General features: G+C 64.4%; 16 protein-coding genes. 7 read left to right on the top strand and 9 right to left on the bottom strand.

All coding sequences use genetic code 11. The features are described 5' to 3' along the window. The first annotated feature begins 30 nt into the window (after positions 1–30). Both GV044_RS14955 and GV044_RS14960 read left to right on the top strand, forming a co-directional pair. Positions 31–855 (top strand): enoyl-CoA hydratase/isomerase family protein, encoded by an 825-nt coding sequence (locus tag GV044_RS14955; protein ID WP_159872281.1) that lies wholly within the window; start codon positions 31–33, stop codon positions 853–855. Then, positions 852–2,144 carry a hypothetical protein gene (locus GV044_RS14960; RefSeq protein WP_159872283.1) on the top strand — a complete coding sequence of 431 codons (1,293 nt, stop codon included), beginning with the start codon at positions 852–854 and terminating at the stop codon, positions 2,142–2,144. The genes GV044_RS14955 and GV044_RS14960 overlap by 4 nt, the downstream gene beginning before the upstream one ends. A 2-nt stretch (positions 2,145–2,146) precedes the next feature. On the opposite strand, the gene GV044_RS14965 is transcribed toward GV044_RS14960, so the two are convergent. From GV044_RS14965 to GV044_RS14985, 5 genes are all read right to left on the bottom strand, one after another. After that, on the bottom strand, positions 2,147–3,472 hold the full coding sequence (locus tag GV044_RS14965; RefSeq protein WP_159872285.1) for an NAD(P)/FAD-dependent oxidoreductase: 1,326 nt from the start codon (positions 3,470–3,472) through the stop codon (positions 2,147–2,149). Continuing rightward, entirely contained in the window at positions 3,469–4,572 is a 1,104-nt protein-coding gene (locus GV044_RS14970) for a spirocyclase AveC family protein (protein ID WP_159872287.1), read from the bottom strand. The genes GV044_RS14965 and GV044_RS14970 overlap by 4 nt, the downstream gene beginning before the upstream one ends. 1 nt (position 4,573) lies before the next feature. Then, entirely contained in the window at positions 4,574–5,365 is a 792-nt protein-coding gene (locus GV044_RS14975) for a hypothetical protein (RefSeq protein WP_159872289.1), read from the bottom strand. A gap of 102 nt (positions 5,366–5,467) precedes the next feature. Further along, positions 5,468–6,481, bottom strand: coding sequence for a hypothetical protein (locus tag GV044_RS14980; RefSeq protein ID WP_159872291.1), 1,014 nt, complete (start codon positions 6,479–6,481; stop codon positions 5,468–5,470). Positions 6,482–6,517: 36 nt separating this feature from the next. Continuing rightward, on the bottom strand, positions 6,518–7,516 hold the full coding sequence (locus GV044_RS14985) for a hypothetical protein (protein WP_159872293.1): 999 nt from the start codon (positions 7,514–7,516) through the stop codon (positions 6,518–6,520). Positions 7,517–7,672: 156 nt separating this feature from the next. Here GV044_RS14985 and GV044_RS14990 point away from each other — a divergent pair, with 156 nt between their 5' ends. Further along, positions 7,673–8,821 (top strand): sulfotransferase, encoded by a 1,149-nt coding sequence (locus tag GV044_RS14990; RefSeq protein ID WP_159872295.1) that lies wholly within the window; start codon positions 7,673–7,675, stop codon positions 8,819–8,821. A gap of 48 nt (positions 8,822–8,869) precedes the next feature. Here GV044_RS14990 and GV044_RS14995 read toward each other — a convergent pair whose 3' ends face one another. The 3 genes from GV044_RS14995 to GV044_RS15005 are packed head-to-tail and all read right to left on the bottom strand — an operon-like array spanning position 8,870 to position 10,778. Then, entirely contained in the window at positions 8,870–9,544 is a 675-nt protein-coding gene (locus GV044_RS14995; RefSeq protein WP_159872297.1) for a TetR/AcrR family transcriptional regulator, read from the bottom strand. Beyond that, on the bottom strand, positions 9,541–9,906 hold the full coding sequence (locus GV044_RS15000) for a Rieske (2Fe-2S) protein (protein WP_159872299.1): 366 nt from the start codon (positions 9,904–9,906) through the stop codon (positions 9,541–9,543). The genes GV044_RS14995 and GV044_RS15000 overlap by 4 nt, the downstream gene beginning before the upstream one ends. A 32-nt stretch (positions 9,907–9,938) precedes the next feature. Further along, positions 9,939–10,778: a DUF1295 domain-containing protein gene (locus GV044_RS15005; protein WP_159872301.1), complete on the bottom strand. Its 840-nt coding sequence runs from the start codon at positions 10,776–10,778 to the stop codon at positions 9,939–9,941. Between the two features lie 201 nt (positions 10,779–10,979). Between GV044_RS15005 and GV044_RS15010 the strand changes: the two genes are divergently transcribed. From GV044_RS15010 to GV044_RS15025, 4 genes are read left to right on the top strand one after another with little or no spacing between them, the layout of a single operon-like run. Then, on the top strand, positions 10,980–12,572 hold the full coding sequence (locus GV044_RS15010) for an NAD(P)/FAD-dependent oxidoreductase (RefSeq protein WP_159872303.1): 1,593 nt from the start codon (positions 10,980–10,982) through the stop codon (positions 12,570–12,572). A 34-nt stretch (positions 12,573–12,606) separates the two neighbouring features. Beyond that, a complete protein-coding gene (locus GV044_RS15015; RefSeq protein WP_159872305.1) occupies positions 12,607–12,876 on the top strand; it encodes a hypothetical protein in 270 nt (89 codons plus the stop codon). 1 nt (position 12,877) lies between these two features. Continuing rightward, the gene (locus GV044_RS15020; RefSeq protein ID WP_201299119.1) at positions 12,878–13,354 is read left to right on the top strand and encodes a cobalamin B12-binding domain-containing protein; all 477 of its coding nucleotides are present in this window, start codon (positions 12,878–12,880) and stop codon (positions 13,352–13,354) included. A gap of 46 nt (positions 13,355–13,400) precedes the next feature. Beyond that, the gene (locus tag GV044_RS15025) at positions 13,401–15,779 is read left to right on the top strand and encodes a TonB-dependent receptor (RefSeq protein ID WP_159872307.1); all 2,379 of its coding nucleotides are present in this window, start codon (positions 13,401–13,403) and stop codon (positions 15,777–15,779) included. A gap of 18 nt (positions 15,780–15,797) precedes the next feature. Here the strand turns inward: GV044_RS15025 and GV044_RS15030 are convergent, their stop codons facing one another. After that, complete coding sequence (locus tag GV044_RS15030; RefSeq protein ID WP_159872309.1) at positions 15,798–17,459, bottom strand: methylmalonyl-CoA mutase family protein; 1,662 nt, start codon at positions 17,457–17,459, stop codon at positions 15,798–15,800. Positions 17,460–17,596 lie beyond the last annotated feature (137 nt).

A 17,596-nucleotide genomic window follows, 5' to 3' on the forward strand; every position in this document is an offset into this window, starting at 1 on the left:
CACGCGCTGACCGGCAATTCGGGAGAGATCATGACCACCATAAACGAGAGCGCGAGCATTCTGTCGGACATGAACGACGGCCTGCTCACCATTACCTTTAACCGGCCTGAAGCGGGAAACCCGATCCGCTCGGACGACGTGCCGCTCTTGGTCGACCTGTTCGGCAAGGCGCAAGCCGACCCGGCGGTGCGGGCGATCCTGGTACGGGGGAACGGGCGGCATTTCTCCTCGGGCGGTGACCTTGCCGATTTTGCAGCCAAGCTCGAGGGGCCGCGTGAGCAGATCCAAGCGGACTTCGCGCGGCGGCTGGAGGGGGCTAACCGGCTCGCCGCCGCAGTGATAGGGTTCGATCGCCCGCTCGTGGTCGCCATGCGCGGCGTCGCCGCTGGCGGGGGACTGGTGTTCCCGCTCGCCGCCGACCTGGCGATCGGCGATCCGAGCGCCCGCTTCTTGTTCTCGCACCAGCGCGTCGGACTTAGCCCGGATACCGGCGTGAGCTACTTGCTGCCGCAAGTCGTCGGCTTGCGCCGCGCTCGTACACTGATGCTGACCGCGGCACGTGTCGATGCCGAGGAGGCGATGCGCTATGGCCTGCTCAACGAAATAGCGGCCAACGAGGGCTTCGATGAGCGCGTGGAGTCGGCAGCTCGCGCCATGGCGCAGCTCGCCGGGCTGGCGGCGAAGAATGCCAAGCGGCTCGCCAATACCGCCGGTAGCGTCAGCCTTGCCGAGCACTTGGCCGCTGAGCGCGACGCTATCGTCGCCTGCGTCGCGCAAGATGATTTCGGCGAAGGCGTGCGAGCCGCGCTTGAGCGGCGCGTGCCATGCTTCGGCAGCGCGGGAACGATGGCATGAACGCGACACTGGCGCGTCCCGAGTTCGTTACCGGTTCGCGCTCTTGCCTCGAAATCCCGACCACACTGGACGCTTTCGAGAAGGCGGGCCCTACTTACCTCACAGAGCTGTTCCGTGCCTCGGGTGCAATCGGACACGACAATGCGGTGGTCGCGATCGAACAATGGGAGCCATTCGAGGCGGGCGGCATGGGCCCTAAGCTACGGTTTGATGTCCGCTATGCGCAGGAAGAACCGGGCCTTCACCGCGCCCTGTTTGCCAAGCTGCCACGGCCTTTCGGCGATCCCTTGCGGGAGCTGTTTGCGCCCGTAGTGGAGCCCGAGATCCGGCTTTACCAGCTGACGCGCAACGCTGCCTTTCCTGTCGCGGTGCCTAAGCTTTACTTCGGCGACTACGACCCCCAGACTGCCAGCAGCTTGCTCATCACCGAGCGGATTAGATTCGGCGAAAGCGGCATCGAGCCTTGCCATGACAAGTGCTTGGACAACCGCCTGGCTGATCCCTTGCCGTACTATGAGGCGCTGACGCGAGCCGGAGCGCGGTTGTCGGGCAGCCACCGGGCCGGGCTGCTAGGGCCATCGGCTGACGAGGCCTTCCCGTTCGATCCAGATGCCGTCGATGTCGGCGCGGCGATCCCCTATACTCCCGAGCAACTTGCCGCGAAGATGGATGTGCTGCTCGCCTTTGCGGCGGAGGCGCCGCAGCTGTTCCCCGAAGGCCTTGCTGACCCCGAATTGCTGCACAGGTTTGCTTCCGACGCGATGGAAGTACTGGGCCGCGAGCGTGAGTTGCGCAGGGTTCTCAACACTGCTCCGGACTATGTCGCGCTGTGTCACTGGAATCTCAACCTCGACAACGCCTGGTTCGAGCCAGCACCTGCGGGCGGCCTCAGCGCGGGGCTGCTCGACTGGGGCGCGACGGCGCAGATGAACCTGGGCCAGAGCCTATATGGCATGCTCTGCGCCGCCGAATGCGAGTTCCTGGCCAAACACCGCGACGGCTTGATTCAGCTATGGGCGGAAGAGTACCGCGCGGCAGGTGGGCCGGCGATCGCGGTCAAGCAGCTGCATGACTACTACGCCTTGTCGGTGGCTCTGCTCGGGGTGGCCTGGATCATCGATGCGCCCTCGATCGTGATGGCGCAGCTGCCCGAGTACCGCGAGCTGAGCGGTCGCGAGGACCCGCGGCTTGAGGGGAACTTCCTGGGACGCGCGCAACGCCAACTGCTGATGGTGCTGCTGAGTGAGTGGCGTGAGCTGGAGATCGGTCGTCTGCTGCACGCGCTCTAGCGTCAGGCCCCCAGAGCTCCTGCGAGGCGGCGTGCTGCTTCCTCACCGCTGACCAGGGCGCCGTTACAACCTGGAATGCGGTCCATGTCAGAGGCGAACTGCACGCGGGCGGTGCGGTCCACCTGTGCGGTATATTCGGCGATCATGCGGAAGCGACCTGTGTAGATCGATGGCACCGAGTGGGGCCAGCGCGTGACGTTCCAGGCCTCCACCTCGCCGCCGCGAATTGGGCTGAGGTAGGCGCCGGCCCGATCGAGGGCATAGTCCAGCAGGTCCTCGTCTGATCGGTTTTCGCTGCGTTCGAGGAACTCGTGGCTGAGCAGGACCGTCAGCAGGCCCTTGCCGTCCGGCGCGCGCCCCGTGGTCTTGTTGTGGTCGGCAATGACGGCGACGGTGTCGGGATCCTCGTGCGGCGTCGGCAGGTAGTAAGTGCAAGGATCGGCGGGCCTTCGTGACAGGCCGATGCAGATGTTGCCCAGCTTGCGATAGCGGTTGGTGGAATAGAGACGGTGCGTCGCCGCATCCATTTGCGGGTAGATGGCGAGCGCCGGCTCTGCCGTAGTGGCGATCACGCAGCCGTCGAAGTCCTCGCTGCCGGCCGCTGTGGTCACGTTCACGCGGTTGCCTTTGGCCTCGACGTTCTGGACCTCGGTCCTGTACCGGGTCTCGACTTGTGCGGCGATCTCGGCGGGCAGCATGGCAACCCCCTCGCTGAGATTATAGACGTAGGGCGCCAGCATGTTGCGCACGGTCCAGAACAGCAGAGCGACCGAGGTGTCCTTGTCGTCGGCGGCCCAAGTGCCGCTGACCAGCGGCCGCCCGACATAGTTCATCAGATTTTCGTCGAGAACACGACGGCAATAGGCGTTGACCGTCTCGTCGTCGATTGCTGCGAGGCTGGTGTAGTCGGAATAGCCCAGGCTCTTGCGGTGACGGAACGTGTCGAGACCCAGGCGCAGCGCGCGCACTTTCTCCAGCGGCTTGAGATAACCGGAGGGGATGCCTTGGCTGACCGGCTTGGTATAATCAATGTGGTAGTTGCGTCCTTGCCGGCGAAAGCCACCGATAGCCGGCAGTTCGGACAATTGGTCACTCAAGCCGACTTCGTGAATGAGGCTGATCGCCTCACGGTAGGTCCCCAGATAGGCGGACATACCCGCGTCCATGATGAAGTCGTTCTTGCGGAACGACCACATGCGGCCGCCGATGCGGTCGCGACTCTCGTAGATCACCGGTTCGAAGCCGAGCGTCTTGATCCGCCAAGCGGCGGCGGTGCCGGCCATGCCACCACCGATGACAGCCACGCGGCCCTTAGTATTTGTGTTCATTGCGCGGGGGTTCCGGTCGGTGCGGGCAGGCGGTTGGTGGGCGACTCGCGGCGGGCGAAGGGGACGCCGGGGGCAGGGCAGTCGTAAGCGGTGCTCGGCCCGCAGATACCCGCGGTGAGCCAGGGATGCTCTTGCTCGGTCACCGTGAAGGCGCCGCCGTGCAGGGCGTAGAACATGTAAGGCAGGTTGTAGGTGACCAGCAGGCCGATCTGCAGGAAGCCCACCATCGCAAGCCATGACGCCAGCGTGCGCCGCCAACCCTCGCGCGCGATCAGCCCCACGCCGCGATCAGCCACGGTCTCGCCGCTCGTGTTGCGGAAGTGGCGCAAGCAGGCCGCGAAGGTATAGCTGCCCGCCCAGGCGACCGTCTCGTAGACGGGGAACTGGTACGACTTGCCTGCGAACAGCGTCAGCTCGGGGATCGTGCTCGGGTAGACGAACATGCCCGTGCGCAGGATGAAGCTTTCCAGGAAGAAGTCGAAGACGCAGAAGCCCAGGAACGTGCCGATCACCATGCGCGGCGCCGAGATCGAGGGATTGCGACGCTTGGCCCTTGCCATCAGGATCGACCCGACATGCGCGGGGCCGCCATAGATCCAGAAGTAGCCAAGCCCAGCGAAAGCCAGCGGCACGGGTGTTAGATAGGCGGTGGGGTTGGACACGGGCAGCGTGCCCATCCAACTGCCCATGTTGAAGAAGATATCGTTATAAAGCAGCTGCGGGCGGATCCAGCTGTGCCAAGGCTCCTGCACCACCAGCGTGAAGCAGGCCAGATAGTAGATCCCATCGAAGCTGAGCCGGCCCGTGCGCAAGACCGGCTTGAGCACGAAGCGCCAGATCAGCCAAATCGTCAGCGCCAGCATCGCCATTTCAAGCGACTTCAGGAACACGACGTAGCCGTGCGGCGCCTGGTCACGCCCGAACGTTACCGCCCGAAAATCCGGTCCGGTCACCCATGCGATCAGGCAGTAAAGGAACACGGCCATCCAGAACACGCCGAGGCCGATCCAGATGCGCGTGGCGATGGTCGCGTCGGGGCGGTATCCGGGCGTGCCTTCGGCTTGCATGGAACTGGCGGAGCTACGGGTCATGGCGTCCATGTCAGGCTACTCCGGCAAAGTTTGGGCGCATGCCAAAGGAAGTGGCACGCGCATGGTCGCGGCTGATGTAGCTCGCGATCAGATGCGCGAGCGTGAGCGCGAAGGTGCAGGTGACAAGTCCCGCCACCTGGGTCCCCACCATTCCAAGGTTCGAATTTATTGCGAACCATGCCGGCCAGCCGGCGGCGGCATTTACCGCTGCGCTGGTGCAGAGCAGAGCCGGCACCAGAAGCAGCAGGGCAGCGCCGGCAAGCCGCGGCGCGAGGAGGTACGTCATCCCCGCGGCGGCGAGCGAAACGAGGCTGTTGACCGTCGCCCACCAGAACGGGAACGAGGCTATGAGCAGCGGCTGATGGCCATAGTAGGTGTAAGTGCCGGCGTTGAGCAGGACCACTTCGAGCACCGTGTCGGCCACGATCTCGCCGCCGTAGAAGGCCATAAGCGCACCGTAACCCAGGCCCCGGGTCATCATGTGCCAGGCAGTCCCGGCACCGAGGCCGAAGTAAACGAAGTAAGTCAGGCAGACCCACAAGGGGATCGGCCGTCCCCAGCCGCTATAGAAGATCACCGAGTCTCGCGGAAACCAGCAGCCCGCGACCGTGTCGACCATGGGCTCCATCAGCATCATGCCGCCCCCTGCCAGGAACATCAGCAGCACGATCGGCCGTCCGCTGCGTCGCCAGTGCACCAAGGCAAAGATCAGCGCCGCGCACCACAAGGCGGCCATGACCACGAGCGCCCAGTGCTCGGCGGCTGAATTGACCATCATGTCGACCGGTGGGCTGGCTCCCATCGCCTCTCTCCTCCTCAGCGCGCCAGATCGTCTGCGCGAATCTGTTCGCGTGCGTACTTTCTCCCGATCTAGTATGATCCTACTACTGCGTCAACATGGGGTTCAGAGTCTTGCTGTCGGGCGCGGAGGACCCATCTCGGAGACGAGCACGATCCCCGGCCTTGCTGCGACCACGTCCGGAATGCGATTGAACAGACTGGCGACGGTCGCGTGGCTGGAGTCCTCGCGCTCGGTTCGGATGCGAGACACAGGCATGCCTTCGACCGTCCACGCCATGTGCTCGACCTCGCCCTCATGGAAGAGGCGCAGCTCGATCCGGGCTTCGGCGCTGACGCCTTGCTCGGTCTGCACTTCGGCAACGATGCGGGCGCCTACGCACTCGCCCGGCGGGATGTCGCGCTCGAGCAGGTCGCAGAGGATCGGAGCGTCAAACAGCACCGGTTCGACACGCACGGTGGTGTCGGTCAACGCGTAGCCGAGACCTGCCAGAACCTGCATGGGGATCGTCTTGTAGGTGTGTAGCACCGCATGGTAATTCGCCATGCCGGCGAACTGCTCAGGGGTGGAGCCGACGCCGGTGAACAGCATCTGCGCCTTGCCGTTGCGAGTGCAGTCCGTGATGCTGGTGTGGACCAGCCGCTCGATCCGAGTACACGGCCCCGCCAGCAGCATGCCCGCCCAGATACGTGACATGTCCCAGATGCCGCTGCCGCTGAAGGTGACGCCGTTGGCCTTGGCCATTGCGTCGATCTCTTTGGCGAGCTCCGGGTCGTTGCCGTGTGGGAAGTAAGCTTCGGTGCCGTGGCACAGCACGTTGACCCCGGCCCCGAGCAGGCGGCGGTACCCGGCGAGGTTCTCGCGCAGCAGGTTGCTGACCATGACGATGCCGACGTCGGCCTGCAGAGTCGAATAGTCCGCGGCGTCGCAATCCTGCACGATCACGCCGAGGTCCCGGCCTAGTCCGCTTAGTCGGCCGAGGTCCTGGCCGACCTTGGGTCCCGCACGATTGTAGGCGGCGACGACCTCCCAGCCCTTCTCCACCGCCAGGCGGGTGATGAACTGTCCGAACTGTCCGGTGCCGTAGATCGCCAGGCGCGGCTTGAAATCGGTCGCCATCGGCTTGCTCCTCAGAGAGTTAGGGAAGAAGGCGTTTCACAGCGGGCGCACGTCGGGGTGGAAGCCATCGCGGACGATGGCGCCGTCGGTCGTTGCGGGGATCAGGGTGCCGCCGCGGATGTTGGCTGAGGCCTCGAAGATGCCGAAGCCGGTGCGCTCGCCGATCGTCACGCGGCAGTAAGCGTCGGTGTAGAAGGTCGGGTGGATGAAGGTCCAGCCCAGGCCGAATGGCCGGTAGACGGGATCGAAGCGCGCCTCGATTGACTCGCCCGTATCGAGTGTCATGGCCAGGGTGCCGCCCCAGGCCGTGGCGCCATCGTCGTCGACATGTGCTCTGGTGGCGACGTGGCTCGCGAGATGGACCGTGTTTCCGCGGATCATCCAGCCGAACTTGGCAAGCGTATCGTCCGCGGAGAGAAAGGTCATCGCCACGAAGGTATCGCCATCGCCCATGTCGGCGATGAGCCAGCGATGCGAACGCAACGTGGAAAGGTCGCGGTTGCCCCAGGCATGGTCGCGGATGCCGAAGCCGTCGACCGCATAGGCCCGCCCCTCCAGCATCACCGAGCCGGTCACCTTGCATGCGGCGTCGACATGCGCGCTCATCACCGCCTCGGCGCTGCCGATCCCGGCTCGGCGGTGGGCATTTACCGGCGGCACGGTGAGTTCGACCGTGAGCGAGACGGCGACGCCCGCTTCCTGCAAAGTCCAGTAGATCCGCTCGCCATCGAAGCGGTACCGCAAGGTGCCGTCGCCGCTGGCCACGCCATCCGCGCTGACATCCCCGGGTTGGGAGGGCACGCAAGTGATGCGGCGATAGGCGCCCTCAGGCGTCAGCAGCATGATCAGGAACTGGCTGCGGCCGCCCTCGTGGTTGGGCTCGGTGCCGAGGCGGAAGCCGCCTCCGACGCGAGTTTCCGGATCATACCAGTAGATGACGAAGCTTTCCTGCCAGCTCTCGTCAGGGCCGGGAGGGTGAGGGCGCTCATCTTGCGGTGGGTAGACATGTACCGCGCTGCCATCAATGAAGTGCATCGCCGTCACCTCCCCTTCCTCTCTGTACGTTGGCTAACCATATCTGAGGCGATTTCAAGTGCGGATCGCAATTCGTTTTGGCTTCGGCTCGCACTTTCACGCCCGGCTGCCCTGCTTTCGGTCGACAAACATAGTACGCCAACGTATTAGCCAGCCATGTTTGCAGCCGACAATATCATCGCAAAGGCCGCCCAGCAGACCGGACTGACCGCGCTGGGCGACTCGTTTTTTCGCGAAGGGCTGGAGGTGTTTTTAGCCGCGCTCGACGATGCGGCGATCCGCCCCGATCGCACAGATCACCTGGAACAATGGCTCGTGCGCATCGTCGCCAATCGCCAGCGTTTCGTCGACGACGTTGCGCGCCATCCCGATATCCTGGAGCAGGAGGTCGGTGCGCCGATCGTGATCAGCACGCTGCCGCGCACCGGCAGCACCAAGCTCCATCGCATGCTGGCCGCATCGGGCGACTTCCAGACGCTGAGCTTCTGGCAGGTGCACATGCCCTCTCGCCTGCCGGGCTTGCCCGACGCTGGCCGTGACGAGCGGCGGCGGATTACACAGGAGTTCGAGGACTGGATGTACCGGGTCTCGCCCGAGATCCTCAGCGGTCACCCGCAATTCACAGACGAGGCGGAAGAAGACCAGTGGCTGCTGCAGTGCACCTTCCGCCATCCCAACTTCGCGGGCGTGTTCGATGTGCCGGCTTATCTGAGCTGGCTGATGCAGGTGGATCCCGGCCCTACGTTCAGGAGCTTGCGCCAGCAGCTGCAATATAGCCAGTGGCAGACGGGCCAGGCCGGCAAGCCGTGGCTGATCAAGTCGCCTACGCACTTCGGGGCCGAGGCGCTGCTCGAGCAGGCGTTCGGGGGCATCAAGGTTATCGTCAGCCATCGCGACCCGGCCAAGTGCATCCCCTCGATCGCCGCGACATCGAACGGCTATCGCCGGCTTTTCAGCGATGCCTCACAACCGGCAAACCTCGGCGCGATGCTGGCGGGGATGTTTTCCCAGGCGGCGGACAGTCACTTGGCCTGGCGCAGCGGCACTTCGATGCCGGTGCTGGACCTGCCCTTCGCGCAGATCACCCATGACGGTCCTGCTGCGGCGCGCAGTGTGTACGACTTCCTCGGCATGCCGCTCAGCGAGGCTGCGGCAGCACGGATGCTTGCCTGGGAGGCTGCCAACGGGCGCGAGAAGCATGGCAGCGCGCGCTACTCGGCCGAGATGTTCGGGACCAGCGACGAAGCCCTGCGCGCGATCTTCGCTTCTTATGCCGATCGGTTCGGTGAGTACATCGGCGTCTGAGCACGAAGCCCTTGCACCGCCGATGCCCCCCGCTGACGCGTCAGGGTCTCACCCGCGCGCGAGCCGTTCGGTCTCGGCACGCAATTGATGGAAGAATGGTAACGTCGCGCAGTGCGGGTTGCTCAGGATGATCTCGATGATGGCTCGCCCCACGACCCGGCTGGCGCCTTCGTCCTCACGAGGGGGCGTGATTTGCATGGACAGCAGCTTGCCCAAAAGCTGCCACCAAATGCTCTCCATCCACAGTGACACGGTGATCGGCGGAGCTAGCGGTGGCATGTGACCTTGCGCTATCAGCCGCTCGACCTGGCGGTTGGTCATGGCATGTGCCCGCCGCAGCAGCCGACGATATCGGTACGTGGCGAGAAGATCATTCTTGGTGATGAAGCTCGCGCCCAGAAACAGGAAGCGGTACTGGTAAACCTCGCTGAGGAAGTCGAACAGCGCGCGGGCAAATGCGCGCGGCTCAGCCCCGACCGGGAAGGTTTCGAGCGCCGTCACGGCACAAGTCCCGAGCAAGGCGAAGTGGTGCTCGATCAGGTCGGCCTTGCGGCGATAGTGGTACGTCAGATTGCCGGGGCTGATCTGCATGTGGTCGGCAATCATGCCGACGGAGACAGCTTCTACGCCATGGAGATTGAACAACTCGGCGCTGACGGCAAGCACGCGCTGCTGCGTAGGACGCGGCTTCTTGGCCGCCGCGGCGGAAATCCGGACGTTCAAAACAACGGCACTTCGGCGAGTTCGGGAGGGCGGGTGGGGACCGAGACGAGCACCCGGCCTCGGTCCTCGCGCACCGGAAAGGTGCGGACTGGAGCGTAAGCCGCACCGACGCAATGCCCGCTCGTCACACCGAAGCGCGCTCCGTGCAGAGGGCACATGAGCTGACCCTTGCGCATCCGCCCTGTCGAGAGCCGTGAAGCGGCATGCGGGCAGCGATCGTTGAGAGCGTGTACGACGCCATCCTCCGTCCGCGCGAGCACGACGTGCCACGCACCTGCCTTGACGCCCAGCGGGGTTCCGGCGGCAACTTGCGCGCTCGCAGCGACGTCGTGCTCGACATGTTCGGCGAGAGCGGCAGGCATAGTGTATCCGGATCGCAGGCTGGCGCCTAACCCTAGCGCTTGGGAACGGGCAGGGGAAGGAAGCCGCGCGTTTCCGCCATGACCTTCTGGTACTCCGGGCGTACGCCCATGTGCTTGTCCTGGAAGGCCTTCCCGAGCACGCCGGTGAGCATGATCGTGTTCACCACCGGACCGATCACCGTCCACCAGATCGCCGGGTTGCCTGCGACCGCAGTCAACCAGATGCCCCACCACACCGTCGTGTTGCCGAAGTAGTTGGGGTGACGCGTGTGGGTCCACACGCCCGTGCGCAAGTAACGGCCCTTGTTGTGAGCGTCGGCCTTGAACGCCTGAAGCTGGCCGTCGCCGACCGTTTCGAAATAGTAGCCGATGCCGAACACGATCATGCCGAGGAAGCCGATCGGGCCTATCGGCCCTTCGAAACCGCGGTTGCCGATGATGCCCCATACCGACGGGATGCCGATCAACGCAATGACCAGCGCCTGCGGCTCCATGACGACGAAAAAGCTTTTCCACCAGTACCCGGGCGAGAGCTTGTCCTTGAACCCGAAGTAGCGCGCGTCGCCGCCGGTCGTCTTGCGATAGCCCCACCAGCGCTTGGACAAGTACCACCCCAGGCGGCAGCCGTGCAGCGACGTCATCAACAGCACCGCGGCTGCAGTGGGCGAGGCGGTGCGGGTGAGCAGGTAGGCGACCCAGGCCGCGGTGGCGTAGCCGAAGCCGTACCAGCCATCCATCATCGAGTGTGTCGGCTGGAACAGGCCGATGATCCAGATCAGCGTCACCACCAGAAAGGTCCAGGCCGTGCAGATCCAGAAGATGCCCCAACCGCTGGTCAGGTCGAAGCCGAGCCCCGTCAGTGTCGCGTCCATTCCCTCTCACCCCGTGATGTCTGGCTCATCTCGAGCCTCTTGGTTAAGCATACTAGGCATACGCAAATTTGCCGTCAATCATAGAAAGTGTCGCGTGTATCGCCGGAAAAAGGTACTGGACAGGGATGGATCAGACATCCTAAACGTGATCAAACAAGTAAGCCTACAAACCGTTTGATTCCGGATCGAGAGGATGTTTCTGTGACGGCTACACACGACATCGTGGTGGTGGGCGGCGGCTCGAATTCGCTGACTGCGGCCGCCTACATGGCCAAGGCTGGCAAGAGCGTGCTCGTCCTCGAGAAGAACGATCACGTCGGCGGCGGCGCCGTTTCCACCGAGGTCGCACCAGGCTTCATTCACGACCCCCACGCCACGGGCCTGATGACCTGCTTCAGCAGTCCAGCGCTGCGCAACGACGAACTGGGACTGTTTTCGAAGTTCGGCCTCGAGTTCATCGAGTGGGAAGCGGCCTTTACAACGCTGTTCGATGATGGCTCGATCCTGGTGTCCAGCAAGGATATCGACGCAACCGCGGCTTCGATCGCGCAGTTCTCCGAGAAGGACGCAGAGGCCTATCGCCAACTCGGCCGGCGTTGCGTTACCCTGGCGCCGCTGCTCAGCATGGGCATGGCCAATCCGCCGATGCCGTTCAACCGATTCATGGAACTCCTGGGCGGCAGCGCGCTTGGCGACGAGGTAGTTCGCAGCCTTTACATCAGCGCGTACGACATCATCTGCAGCTACTTCGAATCGACCGAGGTGCGCCTCCACCACCTCAAGTGGATCGGCGAGGCGATGGAGAACCCGGAAGCCAACGGCACCGGCATCCTCGTCTTCAACCTCTTCGCGCTGGTTCATGCCAATGGTGCCTTCGCGGTGAAGGGCGGCACGCAGCAGCTCTCGAACAAGCTGGCGCAGGCGATTGAACACTTCGGCGGCACGGTGCGCACCAACGCGCAGGTCACCCGCGTGATTGTCTCGGGCGGGCGCGCCACCGGTGTTGAGCTTGCCGATGGAGAGACTATCATGGCGCGCAAGGCGGTGCTCGCCTCCATCCATCCCTGGCTGCTCGGCGACCTGATTCCGGAGGTCGACCCGCGTATCGCCAAGGAAGCACGTGAAGTGCGCCTGTCGAACCACGGCGCCGTGAATCAGCAGATCTCGCTATCAGTCGAGCCGATCTACATCGGCGCAAACGATCCAATTCTCAAGAAGTCAATGGTCGTGGAATACATGCCCCGCGGCGACTTTGAAGGCATGCGCAAGATCTATGATGGGTACAAGTACGGTGAGGTGCCGCACGGTCACTTCAATCCGCTGACCATCATCAACAGCTACATCGACAAGACGCGCGTTCCCAAGCCCGAGAACTGTGCGCTGTACCTCTATCATTTCGCGCCCATGAAGTTGAAGGACGGTGGCCTTTCGGCGTGGGAGGATTTGCGCGACGAGTATGGCGAATACGTCTGGGACGCCTTTAAGTCATACACCACCAACATCACCGATGAGCATATCCTCGGCCGGCTGATCGAGACTCCGCTCGATCACCACCGCCACAGCGCCAGCATGCAGAACGGCGATATCTTCGGCATCGGCACCGCCGGTGGCCAGATCCTTGGCCGCCGCCCGACGCCGGCGCTGGCCAACTATCGCGTGCCCGGCATCGGTGGTCTCTATCTCACGGGGCCGTTCATGCATCCGGGCGGCACGGTCACGCTCGGCGGGCGCCCGACGGCGATGGTCATGTGCACGGACATGGGGATCAATTTCAATTCGGTGTTCCATCTGTGAAGGTGGCGGCGACCGGCAGGCAAAGGACTGGGCTATGAAACTCTACACCACCGACAATTCCGAGTTGATGGACATCGCCGAGATCGTCGCGGAAGGCGGCAATCTGGTCGTCACCGGTACGATCATGGGCGCGGTGCCGGTGAAAGCCGTGCTCAAGCCCGAGGACATGCGCATGGCGCTCAAGCAGATGTCGCTGCCGACGATGGCGAAGGCCGCGGCGATGCCGCTGCAGGGCACGCCCGCGCCGTGGATCCTGGGCGCCGGGCTGTTCGGGCTGTGGACGCTGTTCCGCTCGAAGAAGTGACGTGAGCGAGGCAGTCGAACCAGCGATGGCGACCCAGCAGCCCGCGCAGAGCAATGCCATCCGCTGCGTGCTGGGTATGCTCGGCTCGGACGTGCACACCAAGGGCATCCGCACGGTCGCCAGCATGCTGCGCTCGGCCGGCATCGACGTCGTGTTCGCCGGCGAGCACCTGACCATCGACCAGATGGTGGCGAGCGTGCGTGAGGCCGATCCCGCGTTCGTGGGCCTGAGTTTCTCGACCGCAGGCTACCTGGTCTACATGCAGCAGTTCACCGACGCGATGAAGGCCGCTGGGCTTGGCGAGGTCAGCATCATGGTGGGCGGTCTGGTCCACCCCGATGACGAAGCCGCATTGCGAGCGATGGGTGTCGACGGGCTGTTCGGTCCCGGCACGACCACGCCGCAGATCGTCTCCTGGCTCGAACGCGTGGCCGCCGAGAAGACGTTCAAGGATACAGCGGGCAGAGGTCTTAGCTAGTGTGCTGAAATAATCGGCTCGCTTGAGCGGGCAACAGGGGGACAGGATGAACGGCAAGATCATGTTGCTGGCGGGCGTATGCATGCTGCCGGCCGCTCCAGCGCTGGCGCAGAGCGCGCCGGAGCAACCCTCGGACGAGATCGTCGTCACTGCGCAGCGCCGGTCGGAAAACCTGTCGCGCACGCCGGTCGCCGTGACGGTGCTCTCCGCCCAGGCCTTGGCCGAGGCGCAGATCACTCGCTCCGACGACTTGCGGGCCGCGGCACCAGGTCTGTCGGTGCGCAGCGGTCTCAGTTCCGAGCAGCTCAACTTCTCCTTGCGCGGCAACACGCAGGACCCGTTCAGCAACGTGCGTCCCGGCGTGATGCCGTACTTCAACGAGGTGCAGATCGGCAGCCAGAGCGGCTCCTCCGCCTTCTACGACCTGCAATCGGTGCAAGTGCTCAAAGGTCCGCAGGGGACCTTGTTCGGCCGCAGCGCCACTGGCGGCGCGCTGTTGTTCACGACGCACAAGCCCGAGGAGACGCTCGGCGGCTATGCCAGCGCGCTCTATGGCAACTACGACCAGGCCAGGGCTGAGGGGGCGATAAATCTGCCACTCTCGGGCGACGACCTGCTGCTGCGCGTGGCGGGCTTCTACTCGCGGCGCGATGGCTTCCAGCACAACCTCTTCACCGGCAAGGACGAGGGCAAGCAGCGCAAGTTCGGCTTCCGCCCAAGCCTCACCGCGCATCTCGGCCCCGACGTCACCAACGAGCTGGTGGTCGATTACTACAAGTCCAACAGCGAAAACACGGTTGGCGTGATCTCCGGGCTGCTGCCGTACACGGGCACCGGCACGCCCTACGTCCCGGCGGCCTACCTCTACGCCGGAACGTCCACGCCGACAGCCACGCTGACCGGTCAGTGCGCCGTGCAGGGCTTCGCCGGGCTGGGCGCGTGCCCACCGGTGTCGCCCTTGGTGTCGGGCTTCTACAACGCCTATTTCGCCGCCCATCCCACAGCCGGTCTGAGCGGTGAACTGGCCGCGCAGCAGGCGCGCGGGCCATACGACATCAACGTCGACGGCGAGAACATCGCCGATAACCGCACGACCATCGTCACCAACACCACCACCGTCAGACTGAGCGACACCGCCAAGCTCAAGAACATCTTCGGGCTTGTCGATGCGCACTCGCTGACCGGCTTCGAGGCGGACGGCACCGTGTTCGGCATCGCCCAGACCGGACCCAGAGGCAGCGGGCAGGGACTCGCGGCGATCTATCACGGTGTCACCGAGGAGCTGCAACTTGTCGGCACCGCCGGGAAGCTCGATTACGTGGTCGGCGGCTACTACGCCAACGAGAAGTCGATCACCAACTTCGTGACGCAGTACTTCGACGTGGTGTTCGGCGGCGTCTCGCAGGCGAACATCTACCGCATCACGAACGAGACGCTGGCCGGGTACGGCCAGGTCACCTACCACCTGGGCGACACCGGTGTAGGACTGACTGGAGGCTTGCGCTACACCCGCGAAAAGGTCGGCAAGACGCTGCTGCCGGGCGACGCGTTCTTCGAGGCGCTTGGTCCCACACCGCCGGCGGGCTACAGCCTGGACAAGCGCCGCACGTTCGAGAACCTGAGCTGGACCCTCGGCTTGCAATACCAGGCCAGTCCGCAGCTGCTGTTCTACGCCGTCAGCCGCCGGGCCTTCCGCAGCGGGGGCTTCAACGGCCAGTCCCCTCCTGTCGAAGGCGACGGCTCGGTCGGCGGCGACCTCTACCGGCCCGAGCGGGTGACCGATGCCGAAGTGGGCGCCAAGTTCAACGGTCGGCTCGGCGCCATGCCGTTCCGGATCAGCGCTGATGGCTACTACAACTGGATCAGCGACAGTCAGCGCGCCGCATTCGCCTTCATCGGCGGCAACATCGCGACGGTCACCGTCAACGTGCCCAAGGCGCACACCTATGGCGCTGAGCTGGAGGCGCAGGTCAAGCCGATCGAGGTGCTGACGCTGGGCGGCACGTTCAATTACACCAATGCCAAGTTCACCGACCGCAACGTGTCGGTGGTCGGCGTCCCGCAAGTCTTCGATCAGGTTCCAGACACGCCCAAGACGAGCGGCGCGCTGTTCGCTGATGTGCGGGTGCCCGCTGGATCGCTGACGCTGCTGGCGCATGGCGACGCGTATCACCAGTCGGCGACAACCACCTCGCCGCGCTCGGCCAACTTCGCCGGCACGCGCATCTCGGGCTACACGACCGCCAACTTCCGCCTGGGCGTGAGCGACGAGGTTGCAGGCTGGTCGATTATCGCCAACCTCAAGAACGCCTTCAAGAAGGTCTACTACGTCGGCGGCCTGCAAGCCGGCGAGATCTACCAGGTCAACACGCTGGTGCCGGGCGAACCGCGCACCTTCACCGTCGAAGGGCGGATCTCATTCTAGCGGCCGGCGCCTGCCCGTTCAGCTCAGGTCGAACGGGCAGGTGACGGTGTTGTACGGGTCGTAGGACTGGCCCATTCCCAGCCGCACCATGCCCCAGGTCTCGCCGATCGAGGCCGAGGCGAGAAACGCGTCGATCATGCCGGGCTGCATGTTGCGGCCTTCGCGAACATCCGCATGGAGGCGACGCAGCGCATTCGTGACCGACGACTGGTCGCGGTCGCGCTTCATCGCCTTGAAGCGCTCGATGTGCTCCTGGGTGTTGGCGGGATTGAAGGCGAAGCGTGGCGGGATGTGGCTGCCTTCGGCCTGGTAGCAGTTCTTGCCGACCTGTAGCCGGGCACCCGCTTCCAGCTCTTCCTCGAAGCGCAAGTTCGCCTCGTCCATCCACCCTTCGATGAAGCCGCTCTCGACGGCGTTGAGCAGGCCCATGCCTTCGACTTCGGCGAGCAGGGCGAGGGCATCGCGCTCGATACCGTCGGTCAGCGCCTCGACATAGTAGCTGCCGCCCAGCGGATCGGCGACTCGTGCGGCGCCGACTTCGTGGGCCAGGATCTGCTGCGTACGGGTCGCGATCTCGCGTGCCTCGACCGTCGGGATGGAGACCGGTTCGTCGTAAGTGCAGGCCTCCAGGCTCTGCACGCCGCCGCATAGTGCAGCAAAGCTCTGGATCGCGGCGCGGGTGATGTTGTTAATCGGCTGCTGGAAGACGAGGCTCTTGCCGGATGTGTGGCAGGCGGCGCGAAGGCGCATGCTGCGCGCGTCCTGCGCGCCGAAGCGTTCGTGCATGGTCCTTGCCCAGATGCGGCGCAGTGCGCGGAACTTGGCGACTTCCTCGAAGAAATCGATGTCGGACGTGGAAACCCATGCGATGCTGGGCGCGACTTGGTCGACATGAAGGCCACGCGTCTGCAGGTCCTCCATGGTCTTGTTGATGATCGCCATGCCGAAAGCGATCTCGGCCGCAGGTGTCGCGCCGCGTTCGCGCAAATCGTAGGCCTGCGGCATGCCGAGCGCCCAGCGCGGGCTGTTGCGCACGCAGAACTCGACGCAATCGACGGTGGCCCGGTGCGCAAGGTCGGTCGGCACGATCCGCGTGCCCCATCCCGATAGCGTCTGCTGCAGGTGGTCGGGCATGTGCGAGCCCTGGATGTGATCGAGCGGAATGCCGCGCCGCTTCGCCATGGCGGCGCACAGCGTGTAGGCGAACAGCGTCGCGTGCCAGGCGACATCGGTGCGGGTGATGTCGATGTCGGCGAGCAGGCGCTCCATGTCGGGGAGCGAGGGCACCGAGCAGCCTTCCAGGCCGACTTCCATGCCGAACGCCGGGTGATCGGGATCGATACCCTGCTGCGTGGGCACGTCGAACACGATGTTGATGCCGGTCGATCCACCCGCGAGCGACTGGTGGATGCCCTCCAGCGTATCCTCAGGAGCGCCGTAACCGACGATGTTGCGCAAGGTCCACATCCGGCTGCGGTACATCTTGGGATAGCTGCCGCGGGTGAAGGGATATTGCCCCGGATCGCCCAGCTTCTCGGCATAGGCAGGATCGCTGCCGGGCTGTGGGCCGTAGAAGTCGGCGGTTTCGGTGCCGCTCCACGTGCTTGTGCGCGAAAGGCTCACTTCCTGCGGATCGAGCGCTGGCACGGCAGTGTTTGCAGGGGTGATTGGAGCGTTCATCGCCTCTCTCCTCGTATCTATCTGGCGCAACCTATCTATCGAAAGGAGACCGGCTTGCAGGCCGCACAAATCATATGCTTTGCTGACCAAGTCCGACCTTGTATAAGCCTCCTAGAGAGGTTGACGCAATCGGCCAA

It is taken from the genome of Novosphingobium sp. 9U, assembly GCF_902506425.1.
Taxonomy (GTDB): domain Bacteria; phylum Pseudomonadota; class Alphaproteobacteria; order Sphingomonadales; family Sphingomonadaceae; genus Novosphingobium.